Raw genomic sequence first — 24564 nt, 5'->3', positions numbered from 1 at the left:
GAAATTACCCTCCTGTTCTTGAATAGAAAAACAAATACTGCTGCATAACCCCATTAAAAGGAGCATAGCTTTCAAAAGAAAAGCCTTTTTGATAATGTGCATCAAGAACCTTTTTTATCCACACATCTATTGGGAATGCATCCAGCCTGTGATAGCCAAAAAGAATCTCACAATTTGCAACCTTAACCCCAACACCAAATAATTTAAGGAGATTCTCCATCAGCTCTTCATCAGACAGTTTTCCCCATCTATCAAGATCCACAGCGCCGCTTGCCACATCAAGTGCCGCCTGATGAACATACTTATCTCTATATCCAAGACTACAGGATGATAGCTGCTCCATTGATAAAGCTGCTATTTTTTCAGGAGTGGGAAAAGAATATATTTTCCCAAACTCTTCTCCCTCATCAATTACTTCCCCAGCAAGAGCGCAGAGTTTTTCAATTGAGGCCTTGATAGCAGGTATATTTTTTCTCTGTGATATGATAAAAGAAATAAGCATTTCCCACGGATCCTGCCTCAAAATCCTTATTCCTTTGCCGTATTCTGAAGCATTATAAAGATATTCATCTTTGGTTTTATCAATCCTTGCGCGAATATCGCCATAACTAATGTTAAGGTCAAAATAGTTCTTCCAGAAAGAATCAAATTCTTTTTGGTCACAGCTAAACTCGTACCTGTTTTCGTCAAGTTTTTTAACCAGCACATGTTTGTCTAATGCTGCAACGCTGTAGTGCTCCTGCGACTCTTCTCCGCACTTGTTAAACCTGAAGCACTGACCGCTGTCAGCTATTTTCCCAAGATCAAAATCATCTTTAATTTCTATTATCACTTTTTGCTCCTGTTTTTCTCATTTCTTTTCCATGTTATCCACATAGCCCCTGTCCCAAAGCATGATGTTAAGCTTTGTAGCCAGTTCCACAGCAGGCTGTGTGAAATACTGATTGGTCATGACAACACCAACCATCCTGCCATAGTAGTCGCGCCCCGCGTATATCTCCTGGATAGCCTTGACTCCAATTGGCTTATCGTAGCATTTACACTGAAAAGCGTATGTCACGCCATCTTTTTCAGCAAGAATATCAGCTCCAAAATCGCCACTGCCCTTAGTCACTTCAACTTCAAGAAAGCCGTTGTCTTTTAACAGATCCGCGCAGTAATACTCGAAGTCATGCCCCTCCATTTCGTCCATAGGAAGAGGGCGCATTTTATGTCTTTTAATTAAATAAAGTATAAGGACAGCAAGTAAAACCACCGCTGCCCCTATAACTGCATAAATTATATTATCTCTAAACATTAAAGTTTCATATCTCCGTCTTTTACCCAGCCAAGTTTTTTAACACCTGCATTTATTATAAGTGAAAAAACAGCCGGAAGCACTATGGAAATCATCAAAAGTCCGAACCAGTCAAATCCTGTGATAGCAGCCTTGGCACCATTTGCCACATCGCCAACCCACCCTGTATAAACTCCGATAGGTCCTACCATTCCGCAGGTTCCCATTCCTGATGAAACCGGAGCTCCATTCATCTGCAATTTGAAAAGACATGTAGCAATAGGGCCTGTTATGGCTGATGCAAGTGTTGGAGCGATCCAGATCCTAGGATTTTTAATGATGTTTCCCATCTGAAGCATGGATGTTCCAATTCCCTGTGAGATAAGTCCGCCCCACTTATTTTCTTTAAAAGAAATAACTGCAAAGCCGATCATCTGAGCACAACACCCTGCTACAGCTGCTCCGCCTGCAAGTCCTGTAAGACCAAAGGCTGCGCAGATTGCTGCTGAAGAAATAGGAAGTGTAAGAGCCACACCAACAAGAACAGAAACCAGAATTCCCATAAGGAATGGCTGAAGCTCAGTTGCCCACATAATGAGGTTTCCTATCCACATAGCAGCTCTGCCAAGAGGTGGTGCGATGAGCCATGAGAAGAATACTCCAACGCCAATAGTTACAAGAGGTGTGACAAGAATATCAATCTTTGTCTCCTTGGAAACTGCTTTACCAAATTCTGCTGCAAGTATTGCGACGAACAATACAGCCAAAGGGCCACCTGCTCCACCAAGAGCATTAGCCGCAAATCCAACTGTGATCATTGAAAAAAGAACCAGTGGCGGGCACTTAAGAGCATATCCTATAGCTGCTGCCATTGCAGGTCCGCTCATTGCTGTAGCAAGACCACCAACTGTATAGTCAGTACCGGCTATGGTTGCCACTGTTTTCATCAAAAATGGAACATGGAACTGAGTACCAATTGTGTTGATGATAGTTCCAATAAGAAGCGAACAGAATAGTCCCTGAGCCATGGCTCCAAGTGCATCAATCCCGTATCGCTTTAAAGAAATCTCAATGTCTTTCTTTTTTAAAAAATCCCCAATTTTTCCCATCATTTCTCCCTTTTCTAGTATTTAGTTTTATGCAATCCACCAAATTATACTATATTGCTTTAGAGAAATGAACTATTATTGTTTTATTTATTAATCTTTAAGTTTCTTAGAAACTCTTTCATCTATAACTTATGCCGACCAGCTTCCTTCCTCAATCTGTTCTTCCAGTCTTTTATAATCTATTTTCTCTGTGCCCGGCACCGTAGGAAGCGAATCTACTACAATCACTTTTCTTGGAATCTCATATTCTTTCAGCGTTTCAACCCCATTAGTTGTCTGAATGCCGTTACTGCAATAATAGCAAATCTTTTCTTCAAGATTCTGTATTCTTTTTCCGCTTTTTTGCAGTGTTACAAAAGCCCAGTTTATGTATAACTCATCATCATCCACAACCTTCACCACTGCACAATCTGCTATTCCTGGGATACATGAAATAAGTCTTTGAACATTATCCATATATACCTTATGCCCCGTGCTGCGGATATAAAATCTGGACTTTCTTCCTGTAGGCGTGAAGTATCCATCTTCATCTATATATCCTATAGTACCGGTGCGGAAAAATTCTTTTCCATGGTACTTGAACTTTGCAATCCTTGTTTTGTCAGGCTCATCAAAGTATTCTTTGAATACATGCTTACCTGAAATGCAAAGTTCTCCTTCTTCGTAATATCTCTTTTCCTTTATAATGCCTTTGGCTCCACTTAATTCGTTTTTATCATCGAGTGTTTTATCAATGATAAGAGGTATAGAGCCAACCAGCACTTTCCCGGCAGTAGACTGTTTTAGCGGAACTCCTACAGGAGTAGATCCGATACTGACAGTCTCAGCATTTCCACAGCCGTTGCCAATTTCTACATCAGTGCAATTATGCATTTTAAAGAAATCATACCCAATCTCAGCATGCTTTTCAGTCATGAAATCTCCACCTGAGATAAAATGGGAAATCTGTGATAAGTCCATCTTGTCTGGTAAGAATCTCATGGTGACATCTAAAACAGCAGGTGACCCAAATACAATATTAGGCTTCTTTCCATAATAATACCCAACCGTGTCACTATCCCATCTCGGAGTCATGATGGCTTCTTTCCCCCACAAAAGCGATGTTAAAAGAGATGTAACCATGCCATAGGGATAGCGAAGAGGTACGCATGTCATGGTCTTAGTGGCATGAATATTTTCTGTATGACTTGTCTTTCCTGCATAGATCTGAGCAGCCAATATGTTTTTGTTTGTAAGCACCACTGCCTTAGGCTGGCCCGTTGAACCACTGGTATAAAGAATCATTGAATCAATATTTCCATTTGGAAGGTGGAATGTGTCCTTCTGCTCTTTTGCATAAAGACCAAGTGAGTGGAAATCTATAATCTCATCGCTAACACGCTCAACCATGCAAAAATCTCTGGAATCAACAAGATTCTCTGAAAGCTTTACAATGTGTTTTACATTAGATTTTTTAAGGATTTCAGTACAATCAGCCTTAAGATCAGAAAAACATATGAAAACAGGTGAATTGTACATATCCAGATAATGATAAATATCTTCTTCACTTGAATATGTATCAATGAATGTAGTAACTGCTCCCAATTCATTTAAGGCAAGAAAAGAGACAATTGCCTGATAGTTGCTCGGCAATGAGATAGTTATAATGTCGCCTTTCTTAATCCCAATCCGTTTAAATGCAAGATAAAGAGTATGTGAATCATCAATAAGCTCCTGATATGTTGCTTTCAAATTATCGCAATCTATAGCAGGATTGTTTCTGGTTTTCCTGCTAAGCAATTTCAGAATCGTAACAATGTCCACATTAGGAACAAATGGTTTTCTCTCAAATAGCTTACTGCCCCTACTCTGCGGCAAATCAATACTGGGATATCCACTAAGTTCACGCTCTGTTTGCATTGTTAATTACCCCCTGTTACTTGTCAACAAAACAAATCCGCTTTCCAAAATATAAAATATCTGTTTAGAATTTATTAATATTTTTTTTATAAATGCGAATGAATCTTATCATAAAAATATTTATCTGTAAACTTAAAATCAATATACAAAAAGCATTCCGATCAGTTTCAAACTGACAAGAATGCGACATCTATTTATCCAGATTGTCACAACAAAGATATTATATACAATGCTATAAGCACGCGTAAATACTAATGGGCGACCACGAAGCATAAAAAGGCTCCTTGCCACTGAACCTAATCAGTAGCGAGGAGCCTTGGTCTGCTTACTCTTCTTTTGTAAGAACTTTTTTCTGCCAGCTTCTTTTTCCACACTCCGGGCATTTCATATACCTTGTCCGTCCCATGTGCATAGCAAGATTTGTCTGCCAGTATGTAGGTACATATCTGTGGTGGCAATTCTGGCATTCATAGTATCCGGCCTTTTGCTCAATGCCCACAGCGATAAAAGCTACCGTAAATATCATTATTAGAGCAAACACGATAAGTGCAATCCGCAGCCAGACTGGCATCTCTAAAAATGAAGCCACAAACACCATGATCAGTCCGGCAATGACGGCAGGAATCGCAATCCAGTATTCCGTCTGAAGCATCTGCCTGTTCTTTTCTTCAACCTCCCGCCTCATTGCCAGCAGGTTTTCTTCTGCCCGTTTGTCATATGCTTCTGCCATAATTCTTTCGCCCGACAGGAGTTCGTTGACGTTAATTTTCAGAAGTTCACACAGCTCCAACATAATCCCGGAATCTGGCATAGACTTTCCAGTCTCCCATTTTGATATCGCCCGGTCACTGATTCCGAGCTTCTCGGCAAGGACTGCCTGAGTCATGCCCTGTTCCTTTCTGCAGGATGCTATGAATTTTCCAATTTTGATTTGATCCATATCGGGCACCTCCTTTCATGACTCAAACATAGCCGGTATCATCATATTTTTACACGAACCGTAGGTTGATTTCCTGCAACTCTACCGCTGGTTGAGTGCAGAAAAGCTCATTTTACTTTAACTTCGCATATAGAAACAAATCATAAATTTGCCCATTTTTATAAACAGCACTCTTCTGTATGGCTATCTTTTATTCTGCATATTCTTTCCACTGCAGCCCAAAGAGAGGGAATTGGCCCCCAGTGACGGGGTTAAGGGGTCAGAATAATGACCCACTAACCCCGTCCCCAAGTGGGCCATTAGATAGTGCAACGACAGTCTCAACATGGCCGGACCAACTGAACATATCGCAGGCACGGATCTTATTGAGTGCGTAGCCGCCATCAGCAAGAATGCGCAGGTCTCTGGCGAGGGTTGCTGAATCACAGCTGACATATACAATGCGGTCAGGGCTCATCTTGAGCATCGTCTCAAGGCACTTCTCATCACAGCCCTTGCGAGGCGGATCTACGACTATCACATCAGGATGGAGAGCTTTCACATGGTCTTCTTCGCCACTCATACCTGCTTCCGCGATTGTTCCGTCGTTCTTGGCTTCCTTACTTAGCCTCTCATAGAATTCCGGAAGCACTTCCTCTGCCTTTCCGCAGAAAAACTCCGCGTTATCAAGGCCGTTTCGCTTAGCATTTCGCTTGGCATCTTCAATTGCATCAGGAATGATCTCTACGCCGTAGACTTTCCCTGCAGTCTTTGCCATAGCCAGAGATATAGTTCCAATTCCGCAGTAAAGATCCCATACCGTCTCATTCCCTGTTAAGCCGGCATAGGTAATTGCCTGCTCGTAAAGCCTTTGAGCCTGCTTTGGATTAACCTGGTAAAAAGAAAGAGGTGAAATCTCAAACTCAAGACCGCACAGAGTATCTGAGATTGTGTCCTTTCCCCAGATAGTATGGATCTCTGTTCCCATAATAACGTTGGTCTTATCAGTGTTTATGCTGACAGAAATGCTGGTCATACCGTTAATATTCTGGAGTTTCTTAACAAGCTCATTCTGAGCCGCTATAAATTCATTGCTATTTCCAACAGCTTTTCCTCTATAGTTAATAACAAGGCACACCATGATCTGTCCGCTTGTAAAGCCCTTCCTTATGAGAACATGCCTTACAAGCCCCTTGCCTGTCGCCTCATCGTAAGCTGCAATTCCATGTTTTTCCATGTGTGCAAGCACAACATTAAGAATCTCTTTATTTTCCTCAACTCCGATAAAACAGTCATCCACTGGAATAATACTGTGGGTTCTTCCTGCATAATAGCCTGCAACAGGCTTTCCATTCTTGCCGGTTCCAATTGGGTACTGGGCCTTGTTCCTGTATCGCCAAGGCTCCTCCATACCGATTATTGGCTCCATGATGCTATCGATAAAAGACTCGTCAAATCCGCCTAAGCGAACAATATTATTCCATACCTTATTCTGCTTAAACTCAAGCTGCCTCTCATAGGTCATGTTCTGAAGCTGGCATCCGCCGCACTGTCTCGCAATAGGACATCTTGCTTCCTGCCTGTGCACAGATGGCTCCAAAACCTTCTCCAAATGAGCATAGGCATAGTTCTTTTTTGCCTTCATTATCTTGGCACTAACTTTATCACCTATTACCGCATCTTTAATAAAGAGGGTATAGCCGTCAACCTTGCCTATGCCCTCTCCGTCATTTCCTATGTCAGTTATTTCTACCGTAAGCAGATCATCTTTTTGATATTTGCAATCTGTCTTTGTTACTTTTCCCATACAATCACTCTTTCCAATGAAGCCTGTGAAGTTCGCCTTCTCTCTCAAGCCCTTTAAAATCATTCTGCCTGAGGGCTTCATATAAAACTATCGCTACTGAATTAGACAGGTTCAAAGACCTTATGTCCTCTCCCATGGGGATTCGAATGCAGGTTTCTTCGTTGTCCACCAGTATCTCCTCTGGAATTCCGGCGCTTTCTTTGCCGAACATTATATAATCATCCATGCCAAAAGAAACATCGGTATAAGAGTGTTTTGCCTTTGTCGTAGCATACCAGATCCTGGCTCCCGGATGCTTTGCCTTGAAATCTTCGTAGTCAATATATTTGGTAACGTCAAGCTTAGGCCAGTAGTCCATCCCCGCTCTTTTAAGTGCCTTTTCATTGATACTAAAGCCAAGTGGCTCAATAAGATGAAGACTTGTGTTTGTTGCAACGCATGTTCTTCCGATGTTTCCGGTGTTCTGTGGTATCTCCGGCTGATGTAAAACTATATGCATTTAAATTACTCCTCGTCATCAGCATCCATTACTGCAGACTTTGGAAGTGAAAAGATAAACTCTGTTCCAACGCCCGGAGTACTGATAACATTAATATTTTCTTCGTGGGCCTTTATTATTTCTTTTACGATAGAAAGGCCAAGGCCTGTGCCCTTCTTATCCTTTCCTCTTGAAGAATCAGATTTATAGAATCTGTCAAAAATAAGTTTCTGATCCTCTTTGGGAATTCCAATTCCGCTGTCCTTGACTGAAACGAAAACCTTGCTGTGTTTCTCTGTGGTTTCAATCTTGATCGATGAATCATGATGACTGAATTTTATGGCGTTATCCACAAGATTATAGAGCACCTGCTGGATCTTATCCACATCCGCATTTACCAGCATCTTCTCATCTGTAAGGATCAGCTCAATGGCAATCTTTTTATTTCTGCAGGTTCCTTCAAAAGACTCTGCGACTTTCCTGATAGTCTGGTTTATATCAAAATCAGATTTGTTGAGCATCATACCCTTTGTGTTTAAGTTGTTCAGGGTAAGAAGCTCATTGGTAAGTTTGGTCAGCCTGTCAGTTTCATTGATTACAATTCCAAGGTATCTCTCGTGCATCTCCTGCGGGATTGTGCCATCCTGCATTGCAACCAGATATCCTCTGATAGATGTAAGCGGAGACCTGAAATCATGAGAAACATTGGCAATAAATTTCTTTTGATCATCCTCTGCGCGTGCAATTTCGCCCGCCATATAAGACAGAGATGCTGCCAGATATCCCATTTCATCTTCAGACTCAACCGAAAATTCATATCCCATATTTCCTGCTGCGTACTGCTCCGTCGCCTTGGTTATCTTTCTGAGCGGAATATATACAAGCTCCGTAAAAAAGATAAGGATTATCAGGGACAACAGGAAAAGAACTATCAGCATAAGGTAGGATATATTCAAAAATTCATTGGCCGATTCCACCAGGTCCGATACAGGTTCATGAATAACGACATACGCCTGAACCTTATAGTTGGCAGTTATGGGCGCAAATACACTTATGACATCTTCGTTAAAAGAGCCCCAGAAATTGCCGGTCGTATAGTATGACCCGCCAAGCGCAGAAGGATTAAAGCCTTCTATCACTATTTCATCTCCGGGTCCTATTACTCTCGACGAATCAAGGACAAGTCTGCCTGAAGGGTTGATTATCCATATGGGTTCATTATCCATATATTTGGACAATGTGACCATTTGTGTATGTACTGCTTCCAGCGAAGTTTCACTATTGTAAAGATCTGCCGCGTACGTGTTTGCAATCTGAGTGGCAACCTGATACATGTTGTCAGTTTTATCTCTTCGCAGTCTCTCATAGGTCATGCTGTAAACGAATGTGGCAACAATAACAAACCCGAATACACCAAACAGAAGATAGGCAAGAAGAAACTTCAGATAAAGAGTTCTCTTCATTTATTCTGTTACCTCAAACTTGTATCCTATTCCCCAGATTGTTGCAAGACGCCAGTTCTCGTGATCGCTTAATTTCTCACGAAGTCTTTTTATATGTACATCTACAGTTCTGGTATCGCCAACATATTCATAGCCCCAGATCTGATCAAGAAGCTGCTCTCGTGTAAACACGTGGTTTGGTGAAGCTGCAAGGAAGTATAAAAGCTCAAGCTCCTTAGGTGGCATATCCACACGCTCGCCCATGTAATTTACCGAATAATTGGTCATATTGATTTCAAGATCAGGATATCTTACTACCTTGTCATTAGACTCAGGAGCTTCCTGAACCTGAGGCTTAAAGCGCCTTAATACCGCCTTTACTCTTGCCACCAGTTCTTTTGAATCAAAGGGCTTCTCCATGTAATCGTCAGCGCCCATCTCAAGACCGAGGACCTTATCAAACACCTCTCCCTTTGCGGAAAGCATGATGATAGGTGTCTGTGACCTGGTCCTTATCTCTCTGCAGACCTGGTATCCGTCAATTCCCGGAAGCATCAGATCAAGCAAAATGAGATTTGGTTTAAATGTGTCAAAAGTGTTGATCGCAGATTCGCCGTCATTGCATATCTTTGTCTCAAAGCACTCTTTTACCAGATACAAAGATATGAGCTCTGCAATGTTGTTGTCATCATCAACTATAAGAATTTTCTGTTTGCTAACCATCTTTTCCCCCAAAAATTTATTTAATAAAAGTTACTATTGTAACACCGGCATCGCCTTCGCCGAATTCCCCAAGTTTAAAGGACTTCACGTAAGGAACGCCCTTCAAATAATTATGTACTGCCTGCCTAAGGATACCTGAACCCTTACCATGAACAACTCTTACATTGTTAAGATGTGACATGTAGGCATCATCCAGATACTTATCAAGAGCCGCAATGGCGTCGTCGCTGTTTTTACCGATAAGATTTATCTCCGTCCTGATGCTGGCAGCACGTGAAAGATCCATCTTTGAACCTGAACTTCCGCTTGTCCTGCCATAGAACTTCTTCATAGCCGTCTTGGCATCATCATCCTTTATAAGAACCAGATCCCTGATGTTGGCTTTGGTCCTCATGATTCCGCACTGCACATAGAGATTGCCATCCTTGTCAGGCTTAGAGCTGACTGTTCCTTTAAGTCCCATGGATACGATCTTTACTGACTCCCCAAGCTTAAGCTGAGACTCTTTTAATATAGGATGAGTTTCTTTTGCCTTTTCAGCCTTCTTGGAAATCGCCTTATTTTTGTCAGATATCTTTTGTCCGACATTGGTCCTTGCTCTCTCAAGGTCCTGAATTGACGCGTTTGGTCCTGCTTTTCTGAAAGTCCTTATGGTCTCATCAGCAAGATCCTTTGCTTCCTGCAAAATAGCCCTGGCCTCTTCGTTGGCCTCTCTTATGATGTCATCCTTGCGGCTGTCGAGCTTTTCAGTCTTTTCCTCAAGCTGAGACTTAAGCTGCTCAACTTCTTTTTTGTACTCGGAAATCTCAAGTCGCTCATTCTCAATGATCTTTCTGCTCTTCTCCAGGTCAGCCAAAAGATCTTCAAAGCGCTTATCCTCAGTGCTGATCTGCTCCTTAGCGGCTTCGATTATCCTGTCTGGAAGCCCAAGCTTTGAAGAGATGGCAAAGGCATTACTCTTTCCGGGAATTCCGATAAGAAGCTTGTAGGTTGGTTTCAGTGACTCTACATCAAATTCACAGCTGGCATTCTTAATTCCGGGAGTGTTAAGGGCATAAACCTTAAGCTCGCTATAGTGAGTTGTTGCAAGTGTCCTTATCCTTCTGCTGTGCAGGTCGTTAAGTATTGATATGGCAAGAGCCGCTCCCTCTGTGGGGTCAGTACCTGCTCCCAATTCATCAAAAAGACAAAGTGAATTCTCATCAGCTTTTTCAAGAATCGATACTGTATTGGTCATATGTGATGAGAAGGTAGAAAGAGACTGCTCAATACTCTGCTCATCTCCAATATCAGCAAAGACCTCATTAAACACTGACAGTTCTGACTTATCCCCTGCAGGGATTGCAAGTCCGGCCTGTCCCATAAGTGTCAAAAGACCTACAGTCTTAAGGGTAACAGTCTTACCACCTGTGTTTGGACCTGTGATAATGAGCATGTCGAAATCTCTTCCGGCATAAACGTCAATAGGAACCACCTTATCTTTTGCAATAAGAGGGTGTCTTCCCTTCTTGATATCAAATGCATGCTGGTCATTGAAAACAGGTGTTGTTCCATTTATCTCAAGCGCATAGGAAGCCTTTGCAAAAATGAAATCAAGATCAGTCATGATATCAGCGTTGTACTTGATTGAATCTATGTGCTCTGCAACTTTAAGGCTGAGCTCTAGCAGGATCTTTTCAATCTCAGCACTTTCCTGAAGACCCATTTCTCTGAGCTTATTGTTAAGCTCTACAACTGCTGCCGGCTCTATGAAAAGAGTTGAACCGGATGAAGACTGATCGTGAACAATACCATTTATCTGTGATTTGTACTCCGCTTTAACGGGAATGCAGTACCTGCCGTCCCTCATGGTGACAACAGCATCCTGAAGATATGTCCTCATTGAGCCATTAAGCATCCTGCCAAGCTGCTCATGTATTCTGTCATTGGTGAGCATTATGCCTCTTCTGATATGCTTGAGCGCAGGGCTTGCATCAGAGCTTATTTCATCCTCAGACACTATGCATCTTCTGATCTCAGCTGACACAAAAGTAAGGGGCTCAAGAAGTTCAAAAGACTCTGTGAGAGAGTCCCCTGTCTCGTCATCTCTTGTGGGTCTTCCATAGGTCTTTACCCTGTTAACATTGTCGAGAAATGCAGCTATCCTCAAAAGTGACACCGGCTCAAGAGCGCTTCCTATCTTAAGTGCCTTAAGAGTTCCCTCAAAGTTCCTGTTATCACCAAAAGAAGTGGATCCCTTTTTGAATATTCTTGAAATGGCATCAGAGGTCTTTTTCTGATTATTCCTTATCTCATTTATATCTGAAGAAGGAACGAGCTCTTTGCAGAGCTTTCTTCCAGGCTCCGATGTGGCGTGATCCGCCAGTTTTTCTATTATTTTATCGTACTCAAGTACGTGTAATGCTTTTGCGTTCATAAATACTAGTCCTTAACATATGCTTTTTTACACAATTACCCAAAGTACAGTTTATCATTTATACCCCCTCATGGCTAGATTTAACATATAAAAACGTCTATAATAAGTTAAATGTTTATTGGGGGAATATGAAATGCCACTTAATCCTGAAGATAACAAAAACGAGAATCTGGCCAATACTGATTTTATCAGTGAAAAGATAAAACAGCGTCCTATAAATAGAAAAAAGCTTCTACGTCGCACGGTCATCACCGTTTCACTGGCAGTTATATTCGGAATGGTCGCTTGTCTTACATTCCTTATACTTCAGCCGGTTTTCAGTGACAAACTTTATCCCGAAAATGAACCGGAAATGATATCCTTTCCCGAGGAAAAGCCAAGCGAAGAGCTGACTCCCGAGGAAATGTTTGCTGATGACAATCAGATAGCCGCAAGCGAAGCTTTAAGCCTTGAGGAGAGTCAGAAGGATCAGATTGATCAGGCAATTGCCTCCTATTCTTTTGACGCTTACGACTATGAAAAAATGATCACTTCTCTTCGAAAGGTTACTACTCAGGTAGAGAAAAATATCGTAAAAGTAACTGCCATCTCAAGCGACTCCAACTGGTTTACGGATTCCTATGAGACAAAAGGCTCCACATCCGGACTCATTGTTGCTGACAACGGCACAAATCTTTATGTACTGGTTCCTTCAGCATCCGTGTCTGATGCTGAGTCAATCGGCGTAACTTTCTGTGACGGAGCTACAGCAACTGCTGAGATCAGTCTGATCGACACTATTACAGGGCAGTGCGTGCTTACAGTCCGCAGAACGCAGCTTGCAGAAGGCACAAGACAGACAATTTCTCCGGCAGAACTTGGAAGTTCCAGCGCCGGGAGCCTGACCGGTTCTCCTGTTATAGCAGTTGGTAGCCCTATAGGTATTCAGGACTCAATAGCTTATGGAATTGTCACTTCAGAAAAGAGTCCTATGAATCTTGTAGATTCCTGCTATAAGCTGATCACTACCGATATCTACGGAAGCAGTGATGCTACCGGTGTTCTCATTAACTTAAAGGGACAGGTCATCGGTATAATAGATACATCCCACAATTCTACAGACATGACCAATCAGATCTGCGGAATCGGAATCACTGAATTAAAGCCCCTTATCGAGGACCTTTCAAATGCCAGACCAAGGCCTTATCTTGGAATCCACGGCGCAACAGTTCCTCTCGAAATGCAGAATACCCAGAATCTGCCTTCAGGAGCTTACATATCAAGCACCGAGATGGGTTCACCTGCCATGAAAGCCGGCCTTCAAAGCGGCGATATCATCACTTCTTTTAACGGTTATGATATCAACACCTATGACCACCTTATAACAAGGCTTGCAGGCTGTTCCCCTGATGATGTAATATCAATTACAGTCATGCGACAGGCTCCAAATGAGTACATAGAACTTGAGATAGAAGCAACAATGTCAAGCTCTACAACTAAATAGATTTAATTTTAGAAATGAGGATTTTTTAATGAAGTTTATCAAAGATCTAACACCCGGTGACCGCATTGCGGACATCTACATGTGCAAGCACAAGCTCAGCGCAACAACCAAAAACGGAAAAGAGTACTACTCTGTAACTCTCCAGGACAAGACAGGCACTATCGATGCCAAGATCTGGGAGCCAAACAGCGACGGAATAGATGAATTTGATGACACAGATTACATTGACGTATTCGGAGAAGTAACAAGTTTTAACGGAGCTCTCCAGATCAATGTAAAAAGAGCCAGAAAATGCCACGAAGGCGAGTATGATCCATCTCTCTACCTTCCTGTTTCTTCCAAAGACATCGATGTTATGTACAAAGAGCTCCTTGGAATAATAGGAACTATCCAGAATCCATATCTCAAAAAGCTCCTGGAAGAATTCTTTATTCAGGATGAAGCTTTCATCACAGCTTTCAGAAAGTCCAGCGCTGCCAAGACTGTACATCATAGCTTCATAGGCGGACTTTTAGAGCACACACTCAGCGTAACAAAGCTCTGCAACTTCTACTGCACAGCATATCCGGCTCTTAACAGAGACCTTCTTTTAACAGCTGCCATCTGCCATGATATCGGAAAGACAAAAGAGCTCAGTCTCTACCCTGTAAACGACTACACTGACGAAGGACAGTTCCTTGGTCACATTGTTATGGGAACAGAAATGATCGGAGAAAAGATCCGCGGAATCGAAGGTTTCCCTGTTATCCTCAAGCAGGAGCTTCAGCACTGCATACTTGCTCACCATGGCGAACTTGAATATGGTTCTCCAAAGAAGCCTGCCATCATCGAAGCTGTTGCTCTTAACCTTGCCGACAACACAGATGCCAAGATGGAGACATTCACTGAGATTCTTGGAAATATCACTACTCCAGGCTGGCAGGGATTCAATAAGTTCTTTGAGTCCAATATTTATTCAACAAAAATGGAATAAAACAAGACGCAAAAATGCCACTTACCTTGAACAGGAAGTGGCATCTTTTTATTCTATAGCACTATATCCAATTTTAATATTGATATCCTGATTATAATTGCCAAAGCCCTTGCCAAAAATGGTAAGTCCTCCAACATGCTCCGCATCCTCAGGAACTTCAAGTTTAAGTTTCAATTGACTCTTGGCTGTGAGTCCAAGCTCATCTATCACCACATCTGAAATCCTTCTTCCATCTACGAATGTTCCATCATGATTTATAACAAGAGTCTTAAGCATTCCATACTGATTCCAGTTTGGGAACCACCAATCCGGTGTAAACAGCCCCTTAACATCTCCAAAATCTCCAGGCGATGTCCATGTTCCAAGCAGAGTCTCATTCAGATAAAAATAAATATCTGAGGGCCATACATTATTTACTCCCGGAGCTTCTGAACTCAGCTCTGCGGAAATACATATCTCATCAATCTTTTGATTGGCAGGAACAAAATTGGGAATCATATACTCAACATACCCTTTGGTAAACCAGAGTATATCCGCCTCGAATCTGTCAGGATGAGCAAAGTATCTTGTGTCATCAACTTCACCGATAAGCCTGCTTGAATTGGCAAGTCCGCAGGTAGGATAAACTGAATAATCAGAAAACAGCCCCACCTTGATATCAGTGGTGTAAATATTATCGTTTACAGGCTTATCCTGAAGTTCAATCAGAATCTTATCCAAATGAACCGAGCACACCTTTTGATTACCATGCCCGGGCGCTTCAGAAGATACTGCAACAACGCCGCATTCCTCAAGTTTTTTAATATGACTCGTCAACGCCCCGTTTGTGATTCCAAGCTTACAGGCAAGATCATTCATATTTAGCGATCCCTCGTTTAGAAGAATCTTGATTATTTCCACCCTTACATCTGAACCAAGAGCCTTAAAAAGCTCTAACCCATCATCTATGGATTTAATATGAAGCATTTTTCACACTCTCTTTCATAAATGGTATATTCAATTAATCTTCTTAATGAAATTCTCAAGCCTTTCCATAGCAAGCTTTAAATTATCCAGTGAATATGCATAAGAAATACGAATAAATCCTTCGCCGCAGTCACCAAAAGCTGTTCCCGGAACTACAGCAAGTTTCTCCTCTTTCAGAAGTCTTGTACAGAATTCATCGCTGCTCATTCCAAACTTCTTTATGGAAGGGAATACGTAAAAGGCTCCAAAGGGCTCAAAACAAGGAAGTCCAAGTCTCTTAAACTCATTCAAAAGATATCTTCTTCTGTGATTGTATTCCTCACGCATGATCCTTACATCTTCATCACCGTTTTTAAGGGCCTCAACCGCAGCGTACTGACTGGTTGTCGGAGCACACATGATCGCAAACTGATGTATCTTTACCATCTGCTTCATGATCTCTTCAGGTCCGCATGCGTATCCAAGTCTCCAACCGGTCATTGCATAAGCCTTGGAGAAACCATTGATAAGAATAGTTCTCTCTTTCATTCCAGGGAGAGATACGATTGAAACATGCTTGCCATTGTAAGTGAGCTCACTGTATATCTCATCAGAGATAACAAAAAGATCTTTTTCAATAACAACCTTTGCGATAGCTTCAAGGTCTTCTTTTCCCATTACTGCACCTGTAGGGTTGTTTGGGAATGGAAGAACCAGAATCTTAGTCTTGTCAGTAACCTTCTCAAGCACTTCCTCTGCAGTAAGTCTGAACTGATTTTCCTCTTTTAACTCTATGATCACAGGAACAGCGTCAGCTAAAATAGCACAAGGCTCATAAGAAACATAGCTTGGCTGAGGAATCAGAACTTCGTCCCCCGGATCCACCATAGCTCTAAGAGCCAGATCAATCGCCTCAGATCCACCTACTGTAATGAAGATCTCTTTTATCGGATCATAAGTTACATTCTGTGTTCTTTTGATATAATTTGAAACTTCCTGTCTAAGCTCCTTAAGTCCGGAGTTGGATGTATAGAAAGTTCTTCCTTTTTCAAGGGAATAAATTCCCTCATCTCTTATGTGCCATGGAGTATCAAAATCAGGCTCGCCCACACCAAGAGATATAGCGCCCTCAGTCTCCTGAACAATGTCAAAAAACTTTCTGATTCCTGAAGGCTTGATGTCTACTACCTTTTTTCCTATTGGATTTCTCATGGTGTAATGATCTCCCTTGTGTCTTCGTACTTTTTGGTCAAGATAGTTCCGTGATCCTTATACTTCTTAAGGATGAAGTGTGTAGCTGTACTAAGCACGTTATCCAAAGTAGCAAGCTTGTTGTTTACAAAGCCTGCAACCTCCAAAAGGGATTTACCTTCAACAATAACCATAAGGTCAAAACCGCCACTCATAAGATAAACGCTTGTAACCTCAGGATATTTGTAAATTCTTTCAGCAATATTATCAAAGCCCTGTCCTCTTGTAGGTGTAACCTTAACCTCTATAAGGGCATTGACCTTTTCTATGTTGGTCTTAGACCAGTCGATCATTGAATGATATCCGCAGATAACGCCCTCTTCTTCAAGAGCTTTCAGCTCATTGGCAACAAGTATCTCTTCCGCCCCCAGAAGAACACTGAGTTCATGTACATCAATGCGGCTGTTTTTCTCAATAATGCTTAATATCTCTTCTCTGGTATTCATAAACAAAAAGCTCCTCCAAATTATCTTTATCCAAGGATTTTATGGATCTCGTCAGCCTGTGGCATCTCCAAAAACCTTGATTCATCTTCATTAATTATATCTTTTCTATTACCTTCCTGCAAAAAACCTATGACAGAAGCAGGTATTCCCGCATTCTTAAGATCATCTACAAGCTTTTCTCCGTCATCTGCGGCAAAAAGAAGCGCTCCACCTGATAAAAGCTGATAAGGATTTATCTCAAAAAACTCGCAGATCTCAACGGTTTCCTGTCTCAAAGGTATGCTCTTCAAATTTACTTTTAGTCCACAGCCTGCGCGTTCTCCCATTTCCCAAAGAGAAGCAAAAACTCCGCCATTTGAGAGATCATGAACTGCACTGACTCCGGACTTAATGGCGACTGCAGCCTCTGACTCTACAGACATATATTCCTTAAAATCTATAGCGTCATTTATAAAGGGCGCCGGATACTTAGTTGTAAGATCCTGCTTTTTTTCTTTTGCCAAAAGAGCTGTTCCCTCAAGGCCTACCCACTTGCTTATTACTAGTGCCTGTCCCGCTTTGGGCTTTCCAAAAGAAATATCATTTTCCTTATATCCTACGCAGGTTGCTGTGATGACAGGTCTTTTTACTGCTGCGGAAACCTCTGTGTGACCACCAGCATATAATGTTCCCGCAGCATTACAGCCATCTATGCAGTCCCTTACTATTTCCTTTAATTGCTTTTCTTCTATGTCTTCACTTAAGAGAATGCTTACATCCACGTGATCCGGTGTGATTCCCTGCGCAGCCAGGCCATTTGCCGCCTTAACCACAGCATAATATCCCACCTCTTTAGCATCCAAAGCGTAAGTGGCTACAGATGAGAATACTTTTTTAGATTCAGAAAAAGCGCAGTCTGCCCCTACAGCTGCGCCTGTTTTTTCTTTAAATTCTGTTTTTATAAGTTTTAAAACTGAACGCTTCAAAGCATTCTCAGTTATTTTTCCAATTCTCATATAATTGCCAATGATCAGCCTTCTGTCTGTATAGTTTCTGCAGTATCTGTTCCTTCAGCACTCTCTGCCTGCTGCGCTTCCTGTGCCTCTGCCTGCTGCTGAGCAAGCTGTGCATTTGCCGCATTAACGGCATCTGCTGCCGCCTGAGCTGCTGCAGCTTCATTTTCTGTTCCTGCTGCACTTCTGGCTGCACCAAGTGCTCCGGCAACCGCCTTAACGGTAGCCACATCACCTGTAGCTATTGCTGTGTTTATCTGTGCCATAGCAGTCTCATCAGCTCCTGCTGTACCAATTGTAACAATCTTAGGAACCATCTTATAGTTACTACTATTTATAACTTCTCTGCTCACTTCGGAGCCATTTTCAGTTACAATCTTCCAAAGCTGAGCCTTGTATCCAAGATGAGCTGACTGTGTTCCAACATAACCAACAGCCTGTGAGCCGTCACACACGAACTGATCCGCTGAAGCAGGTGTTGTTTCAAGCACTTCACTCTTAAAGCTTACCTTGCGTCCGGCGTCTCTTGTCTCTACTCCGTATATCGTAAAGGTAATGTGCTTGTCAGATGTTGTTGAACCTTCAATATATATAGGATACTCGGTATTATTAACAAACTTGAAGTTCTTTCCACCAGATTCTGCTATTGCAGCATCTGCAGAAGGCTCTACATAAGTAACTATCATTGAGTGGTTGTGACGCTCAGTAACTTCAAGCTCCGCCAAAAGAACTGCATTATAAAGTGTAGTAGAAACCTGGCAGATTCCTCCGCCAACGCTCTCAACTACAAGTCCGTTCAAATAAGAACCCGCAGGGAAATAGCCATTTGCTTCAGTAAATGGAGTAATTGTATCAAGTACAGAGAACTCTTCTCCCGGATAAACTGTAGTGCCATTTATAAGCGAACAACCATTTGCTACATTGGCACTTCTGGCAGCACCTGAGGTTTTATAGCTTGTGGTAAAGGTACCAAGAACATCTTTTACCTTTGCCAGATCCTCTGCGCTTCCAAGAGGCTTATCTTCCTTAACAGAAAGTGTGATGGTAGCATTCTCCGGCGTGAGCTCATTTTGAATAAAGCTCTTTATTACAGAAGCAGATGCCTCTTTGTCCACAATATAGCCTGTCTGGCCATCAGTAACTACGAAGCCCTCGTCTGTTTTCTTTAGGCTGTAGTTGACTTTCTCCTGGTCAAAAGAACTGCTGCATCTGTCAATAATAGCTGCAAGAGCCTCATCATCAAAACCATATTCGATTTCAAAAACATGATTGGATTTCTCAAGATCTTTTAAGGCTTTGTATCTCTGGATGATATTCCCCTGATGTCCAAGGGCATATGCCTCTTTCACTACATCAGTGTTTTCCCATGTTATTCCAAGATCAGAGCCGAATATCGTAAGATTCTTATCTTCACCAACAGTAAGCGTTATTTCTGAATTTTTCTGACTTTCAACCAATGACGAAACTGCCTGTCCCGCCTCATCAACAGTCATTCCTGAAACATCAAGCGAACCAATATATACACCACTTGCGATTGTCTTAGAGTCAGCAGCGTCTACAGGCGTTCCTGGCCAGATTACAAGAAAAGACAAAAAGAGGACCAATCCTCCAAAAAATTTTTTCATAATGCTTCCTCTGTGTTATGATGAAAATAAGCATAACTTATTACGGTTAACTGAAAGGATATTATAGATGAAATTACCTTTTTTAGCAAGTTTCATTATACTTGCTGTCTTTTTTAATATCAGCATGCGAAGGGTATCCAGAAAGATAGAAAAAAAGGAAGCTGACTTCTGGGAAAAAGAACGAGAAGCCAACAGCGTAAGACGAAAAAGCCTGGAAAACCTTGAATATATACATATTCCTTACCACCTGCTTCCCTTTGATACCGCAGGAGACAATGAAGCGCTTCAAAAAGCCGAAGATGAATTAAAGGCACTGCAATTTGAAAAAATAGTCAATTTCACCGGAATCAGCAATACCGATCTAAAGCTTGAATATGGAACTGCCAATATTACCGCCCTTACTCAATACGATCAGAATTACACCACTTTAGTACGTGCCCTGCAAAACTGGGGAGAGCTTTTATATAACGCAGGAAGATTTGAGGACGCTGCCAATGTCTTGGAATTTGCCGTTAAAACAAGAACCGATATCTCCGGAACCTACAGACTTCTTGTAGACATGTACAAAACAAAGCTTGGCCTGAATGAAGAAGAGATTCAGAAAAAGATCGATGGTCTCATACCAATTGCCAAAAACCTAAACTCATTAAGCAAAAATCAGATTCTTAACATGCTCGGTGTTGAGACTCCCACTCAAAAGAAAAAAGCTCCACTTGTAACTTTTTGATGTTTATTTTCCGGCTCTCCTATTACAATAGGGGAGCTTTATTTTTAACATTTTGACAGGCTTATAAAACAAAGAGATATTTATTATAAGTAGTTTAAAGGGGTAATATATAGTCACAAAATACATATTTGTCTGGTTAAAACCAAGGAGGTTATATGATCGATCAGGAAATGAAAAAAGCTGTTCTTGAAAGCTTCGAGAAGGCTTATGGAAAAAAAGAAAATGTAAAAGCATACTTTGCTCCGGGCAGAGTTAATCTTATAGGAGAACATACAGACTACAACGGAGGTCATGTTTTCCCTTGTGCTCTTACCATCGGTACTTATGCAGCAGCTGCAAAAAGAGATGACAGAATGATTCAGCTCTTTTCTTTAAATCAGGATAAGGTTGGTGTTGTTTCATTTTGCCTCGATGACACAATTGCTCCTTCAGAATCTGCAGGCTGGACCAATTATCCTATGGGAGTTGTCTGGGCCTTTGAAAAAAGAGGCATGAAGCTTGATACAGGCTTTGACATGGTGATCTACGGAAACATCCCTAACGGATCAGGACTTTCATCATCTGCATCCCTTGAAGTTCTTACAGGTTTTGTTTTAAGAGACCTCTATGGATTTGAAGTAACAAACCAGGAGCTTGCTCTTATCGGTCAGTATTCTGAGAACAACTTCAACGGCTGCAACTGCGGTATCATGGATCAGTTTGCAGTAGCAATGGGACAAGAAAACAGCGCTATCTTCCTTGATACAGCTGATCTTTCTTTTGAATACGCACCAATTAAACTTGACGGTGCAAAGATCATCGTTACAAACACAAATAAAAAGCACAAACTCACAGATTCTCAGTACAACGCTCGTCGCAGCATGTGTGAAGAAGCTCTTTCTATCCTTCAGAAAAAGCTTGATATCAAAGGGCTTGGCGATCTTTCCATCGAAGAGTTCGAGGCTAATAAAGATCTTTTAACAGATCCTGATATGCAGAAAAAGGCTAAACATGCAGTATACGAGAACCAGCGTACTATTGAAGCCGTTAAAGCCCTTAAGGATGGAGATCTTGAGCACTTTGGAAAGCTTATGAGACAGTCCCACGAATCACTTCGCGATGACTATGATGTAACAGGCATTGAGCTTGATACTCTTGCAGAAGAAGCCTGGAAGGTTCCCGGTGTTATCGGCTCACGTATGACAGGCGGCGGCTTTGGTGGCTGCACTGTTTCTATCGTAAAAGATGAAGCAATCGATAACTTCAAAAAGACTGTTGGCGAGAACTACAAGAACAAAATCGGCTACGAAGCAACATTCTATACAGTAGAAATCGGCGGTGGCCCTGAAGTTATCTGATCTGATTTTTAATAATGTCAGGAGCAAAATATAGCTGCTCCTGGCATTTAAGCTTTAAATATGAGGAGTTATCATGGATATACAAAACGCAATCAATAACCTTGTTGCATATGCCCTTAAACAGGGCCTTATAGAAAAAGAAGATTTGATCTACGCTATCAATTCAATTCTTATTGATCTTGGAATAGATGCTGCTGATTATGAAGCAGCAGACATTGAAGCCCTGGCAAAAGAGCTTCCATCTGAAGAGATTGAAAAGGGAACATTCCTTGAAAATGTTCTTAAGGTGCTCGATGACTATGCCGCTGCCAATGGTATTTTAGAAAATGACAGCATTGTCTACAGAGACCTGTTTGATACAAAGCTCATGGGCGAGCTCACAGACAGACCAAGCAATATCATCAAAAAATTCAATGAAAAGTTCGCAGAAAGTCCTGAGGCAGCTACAAACTTCTACTATGAATTTTCAAAGAACACAGATTACATCAGAAGATACCGCATTTCCAAGGACATGAAATGGATCGCTCCTACAGAATACGGCGACCTTGATATTACAATCAATCTCTCAAAGCCGGAAAAAGACCCTAAGGCAATCGCCGCTGCAAGAAATGCCAAGCAGTCAGGCTACCCTAAATGTCAGCTTTGCTGGGAAAATGAGGGCTATTCAGGAAGAGTTGATCACCCTGCAAGAGAGAATCACAGGATCATTCCTGTAACAATCCAGAACTCAAAATGGGGATTCCAGTATTCTCCATATGTTTACTACAATGAGCACTGTATCGTGTTTAATTCAAAGCACATTCCTATGAAAATTGAGCATGATACTTTCTGCAAGCTCTTTGATTTTGTTAAACAGTTCCCTCACTACTTTGTAGGGTCCAATGCGGATCTTCCAATCGTTGGTGGTTCAATCTTAAGTCATGACCACTTCCAGGGCGGACATTATACTTTTGCTATGGCAAAGGCCCCTGTTGAGAGAACCTTTACAGTTAAAGGCTTTGAGGATGTTAAGGCAGGCATTGTAAAATGGCCTATGTCAGTTATAAGGATTTCTGCTCCTGAGGTAAATAGGGTAATTGCACTTGCTGATGTGATCTTAAATAAGTGGAGAAGCTATACAGACGAAGCAGCATTTATCTATGCTGAAACAGATGGAACACCTCATAACACTATTACTCCTATCGCAAGAAAACGCGGCGAAGACTTCGAGCTTGACCTTGTTCTTAGAAACAATATTACAACAGATGAGCATCCTCTCGGTGTATACCACCCTCACGCAGAGCTTCATCATATTAAAAAGGAGAACATCGGTCTTATTGAAGTTATGGGCCTTGCGGTACTTCCTGCAAGACTCAAGAAGGAGATGGCTGATCTTAAAGAAGCAATCCTTTCAGGAAAAGATATAAGAAAAGACGAAGTTCTTGAAAAGCACGCTGATTGGGTTGATGCCTTCAGCAAAAAATATGATCACATCGATAAAACAAATATCGATGGCATTATCCAGAACGAGATTGGTGAAGTATTCATGCATGTTCTTGAAGACGCCGGAGTTTACAAAAGAACTCCAGAAGGACAGGAAGCTTTCGATCGCTTTGTAAAAACTCTATAATGAAAAAAAAGAATGTCGCTTGCGACATTCTCGCGCCGAGCGCGGTTGCATTTATGCAACATTTTCCATTCGCGCGAGTGCGCTTCCTTAGCGGAGCGATTTTTTATATCATAGGAAGCAATTCCTATGATATAAAAAATAAGACTCAGTCATCTGACTGGGTCTTATTTTTTCCCTTCATAATATTTAAAACGCCTTTGGCACCGCAGAGTCCTGACCAATGATAAATCTCATAAAGGAGATTGGTCCTAAAAAAGTTGAAAGGCGGGACTTTATCTCACTGTTATAAATATCATTTTCAATCGCCATCTCTTTTTTGAGATTATAGACTGTAACTATATTTTCCCAATTTTGTGGACCATAGGATTTCTTTTTTCTTATTGCTTTATAGCTTGAATAATCATATCGATACAGTTTTTTCTCGGAAACAACGCATTTATCAGCCTTCATAAGCGCATGAAGCATAATTATCTCATCATCATAATAGCGGATCTTTTCTCCGGCATATTCTTCCATGCCACATAGTGCTTCCCTCTTGATCAGTGTATTCCAAAGGTAACCTGTATAAGAATTGTCATCACTATCAAGTTTTCCAAAGAGCATTTTCCCAAAGGAATCAATTACCTTTTTGCTTGAGTAACTTCCTGGGAACATCTCTGAATCATAAACCTTTGTATCAAAACCTTCTCTTTTGATTATTGCTCCAAAAAATATAATATCAGCATCATTTGCAGCTGCCACAGAGTGCATTACTGTATATCTTTTTTCAGCGCAGACATCATCGGCATCGATAAAGCTTACATACTCTCCCCTGGAAACTCTGATACCCTCAAGCTTTGCCAGAAAAAGACCTCTGTTATCCTGCTGCTTATAAACTATATTGGGACATTTCCATGCATAATCCATACATATATCTGGTGTATTATCTGTCGAGCCGTCATCAATTATTATAAGCTCATCATTCTCTCGAAGGCTAAGTAGAGCGTTTTCTATACATTCTGCTATTGTTTTTTCTGAATTATAAACCGGTAAGATCACACTGATATTCTTTTCACTCATAAATATTTAGCCTCCTTTCATCAAATATAAGTTCTGTTGTTAATAACA

At 41.4% G+C, this 24564-nt stretch carries 21 protein-coding genes; 5 read left to right on the top strand and 16 right to left on the bottom strand.

What is annotated here, in order from left to right:
• Window positions 1-4 precede the first annotated feature (4 nt).
• The 10 genes from G585_RS0101000 to G585_RS0100955 form a co-directional block, all read right to left on the bottom strand.
• Window positions 5-832: a DNA-3-methyladenine glycosylase family protein gene (locus G585_RS0101000; protein WP_022772342.1), complete on the bottom strand. Its 828-nt coding sequence runs from the start codon at window positions 830-832 to the stop codon at window positions 5-7.
• Between the two features lie 18 nt (window positions 833-850).
• Window positions 851-1297, bottom strand: coding sequence for a restriction endonuclease (locus G585_RS0100995; protein ID WP_022772341.1), 447 nt, complete (start codon window positions 1295-1297; stop codon window positions 851-853).
• The gene (locus G585_RS0100990; protein ID WP_022772340.1) at window positions 1297-2385 is read right to left on the bottom strand and encodes a PTS transporter subunit IIC; all 1089 of its coding nucleotides are present in this window, start codon (window positions 2383-2385) and stop codon (window positions 1297-1299) included. Before G585_RS0100990 ends, G585_RS0100995 begins: the two co-directional genes overlap by 1 nt.
• A gap of 129 nt (window positions 2386-2514) precedes the next feature.
• Window positions 2515-4284 carry a class I adenylate-forming enzyme family protein gene (locus G585_RS0100985; RefSeq protein WP_022772339.1) on the bottom strand — a complete coding sequence of 590 codons (1770 nt, stop codon included), beginning with the start codon at window positions 4282-4284 and terminating at the stop codon, window positions 2515-2517.
• 325 nt (window positions 4285-4609) lie between these two features.
• A complete protein-coding gene (locus tag G585_RS0100980) occupies window positions 4610-5224 on the bottom strand; it encodes a helix-turn-helix domain-containing protein (RefSeq protein ID WP_022772337.1) in 615 nt (204 codons plus the stop codon).
• A gap of 259 nt (window positions 5225-5483) precedes the next feature.
• Window positions 5484-7010, bottom strand: a complete 1527-nt coding sequence (rlmD, locus tag G585_RS16665) for a 23S rRNA (uracil(1939)-C(5))-methyltransferase RlmD (RefSeq protein WP_022772336.1) — start codon at window positions 7008-7010, stop codon at window positions 5484-5486.
• A 4-nt stretch (window positions 7011-7014) separates the two neighbouring features.
• A complete protein-coding gene (locus G585_RS0100970; RefSeq protein WP_022772335.1) occupies window positions 7015-7509 on the bottom strand; it encodes a tRNA (cytidine(34)-2'-O)-methyltransferase in 495 nt (164 codons plus the stop codon).
• 5 nt (window positions 7510-7514) lie between these two features.
• Window positions 7515-8951: a HAMP domain-containing sensor histidine kinase gene (locus G585_RS0100965; protein WP_022772334.1), complete on the bottom strand. Its 1437-nt coding sequence runs from the start codon at window positions 8949-8951 to the stop codon at window positions 7515-7517.
• Window positions 8952-9653, bottom strand: a complete 702-nt coding sequence (locus G585_RS0100960; RefSeq protein ID WP_022772332.1) for a response regulator transcription factor — start codon at window positions 9651-9653, stop codon at window positions 8952-8954.
• 16 nt (window positions 9654-9669) lie between these two features.
• A complete protein-coding gene (locus G585_RS0100955) occupies window positions 9670-12069 on the bottom strand; it encodes an endonuclease MutS2 (protein WP_022772331.1) in 2400 nt (799 codons plus the stop codon).
• Window positions 12070-12202: 133 nt separating this feature from the next.
• On the opposite strand from G585_RS0100955, the gene G585_RS16660 reads away from it, so the two are divergent.
• Together G585_RS16660 and G585_RS0100945 are read left to right on the top strand one after the other, a co-directional pair.
• Complete coding sequence (locus G585_RS16660; RefSeq protein ID WP_022772330.1) at window positions 12203-13552, top strand: S1C family serine protease; 1350 nt, start codon at window positions 12203-12205, stop codon at window positions 13550-13552.
• A 28-nt stretch (window positions 13553-13580) separates the two neighbouring features.
• Window positions 13581-14525, top strand: a complete 945-nt coding sequence (locus G585_RS0100945; protein WP_022772328.1) for a 3'-5' exoribonuclease YhaM family protein — start codon at window positions 13581-13583, stop codon at window positions 14523-14525.
• Between the two features lie 48 nt (window positions 14526-14573).
• Here the strand turns inward: G585_RS0100945 and G585_RS0100940 are convergent, their stop codons facing one another.
• The 5 genes from G585_RS0100940 to G585_RS16655 are packed head-to-tail and all read right to left on the bottom strand — an operon-like array spanning window position 14574 to window position 19784.
• Window positions 14574-15491, bottom strand: coding sequence for an ArsR/SmtB family transcription factor (locus G585_RS0100940; RefSeq protein ID WP_022772327.1), 918 nt, complete (start codon window positions 15489-15491; stop codon window positions 14574-14576).
• Between the two features lie 30 nt (window positions 15492-15521).
• Window positions 15522-16682: a pyridoxal phosphate-dependent aminotransferase gene (locus G585_RS0100935; RefSeq protein ID WP_022772326.1), complete on the bottom strand. Its 1161-nt coding sequence runs from the start codon at window positions 16680-16682 to the stop codon at window positions 15522-15524.
• On the bottom strand, window positions 16679-17167 hold the full coding sequence (locus G585_RS0100930) for an Lrp/AsnC family transcriptional regulator (RefSeq protein ID WP_022772324.1): 489 nt from the start codon (window positions 17165-17167) through the stop codon (window positions 16679-16681). Before G585_RS0100930 ends, G585_RS0100935 begins: the two co-directional genes overlap by 4 nt.
• A 26-nt stretch (window positions 17168-17193) precedes the next feature.
• Window positions 17194-18132 carry an AIR synthase-related protein gene (locus G585_RS0100925; protein ID WP_196802871.1) on the bottom strand — a complete coding sequence of 313 codons (939 nt, stop codon included), beginning with the start codon at window positions 18130-18132 and terminating at the stop codon, window positions 17194-17196.
• A gap of 44 nt (window positions 18133-18176) precedes the next feature.
• Window positions 18177-19784 carry a VanW family protein gene (locus G585_RS16655; RefSeq protein ID WP_022772322.1) on the bottom strand — a complete coding sequence of 536 codons (1608 nt, stop codon included), beginning with the start codon at window positions 19782-19784 and terminating at the stop codon, window positions 18177-18179.
• A gap of 67 nt (window positions 19785-19851) precedes the next feature.
• Here G585_RS16655 and G585_RS16650 point away from each other — a divergent pair, with 67 nt between their 5' ends.
• From G585_RS16650 to galT, 3 genes are all read left to right on the top strand, one after another.
• Window positions 19852-20511, top strand: a complete 660-nt coding sequence (locus G585_RS16650) for a hypothetical protein (RefSeq protein WP_022772320.1) — start codon at window positions 19852-19854, stop codon at window positions 20509-20511.
• Window positions 20512-20666: 155 nt separating this feature from the next.
• On the top strand, window positions 20667-21848 hold the full coding sequence (locus G585_RS0100910; protein WP_022772319.1) for a galactokinase: 1182 nt from the start codon (window positions 20667-20669) through the stop codon (window positions 21846-21848).
• A 73-nt stretch (window positions 21849-21921) separates the two neighbouring features.
• Entirely contained in the window at window positions 21922-23457 is a 1536-nt protein-coding gene (gene galT, locus G585_RS0100905; protein ID WP_022772318.1) for a UDP-glucose--hexose-1-phosphate uridylyltransferase, read from the top strand.
• Between the two features lie 186 nt (window positions 23458-23643).
• Here galT and G585_RS0100900 read toward each other — a convergent pair whose 3' ends face one another.
• Window positions 23644-24516, bottom strand: a complete 873-nt coding sequence (locus G585_RS0100900) for a glycosyltransferase family 2 protein (RefSeq protein ID WP_022772317.1) — start codon at window positions 24514-24516, stop codon at window positions 23644-23646.
• Between the last annotated feature and the right edge of the window lie 48 nt (window positions 24517-24564).

It is taken from the genome of Butyrivibrio sp. AE2015, from assembly GCF_000420825.1.
GTDB lineage: Bacteria > Bacillota > Clostridia > Lachnospirales > Lachnospiraceae > Butyrivibrio.
Note: the sequence above shows the minus strand (reverse complement) of the source record. Positions and strands in the feature narration are given on the sequence as shown.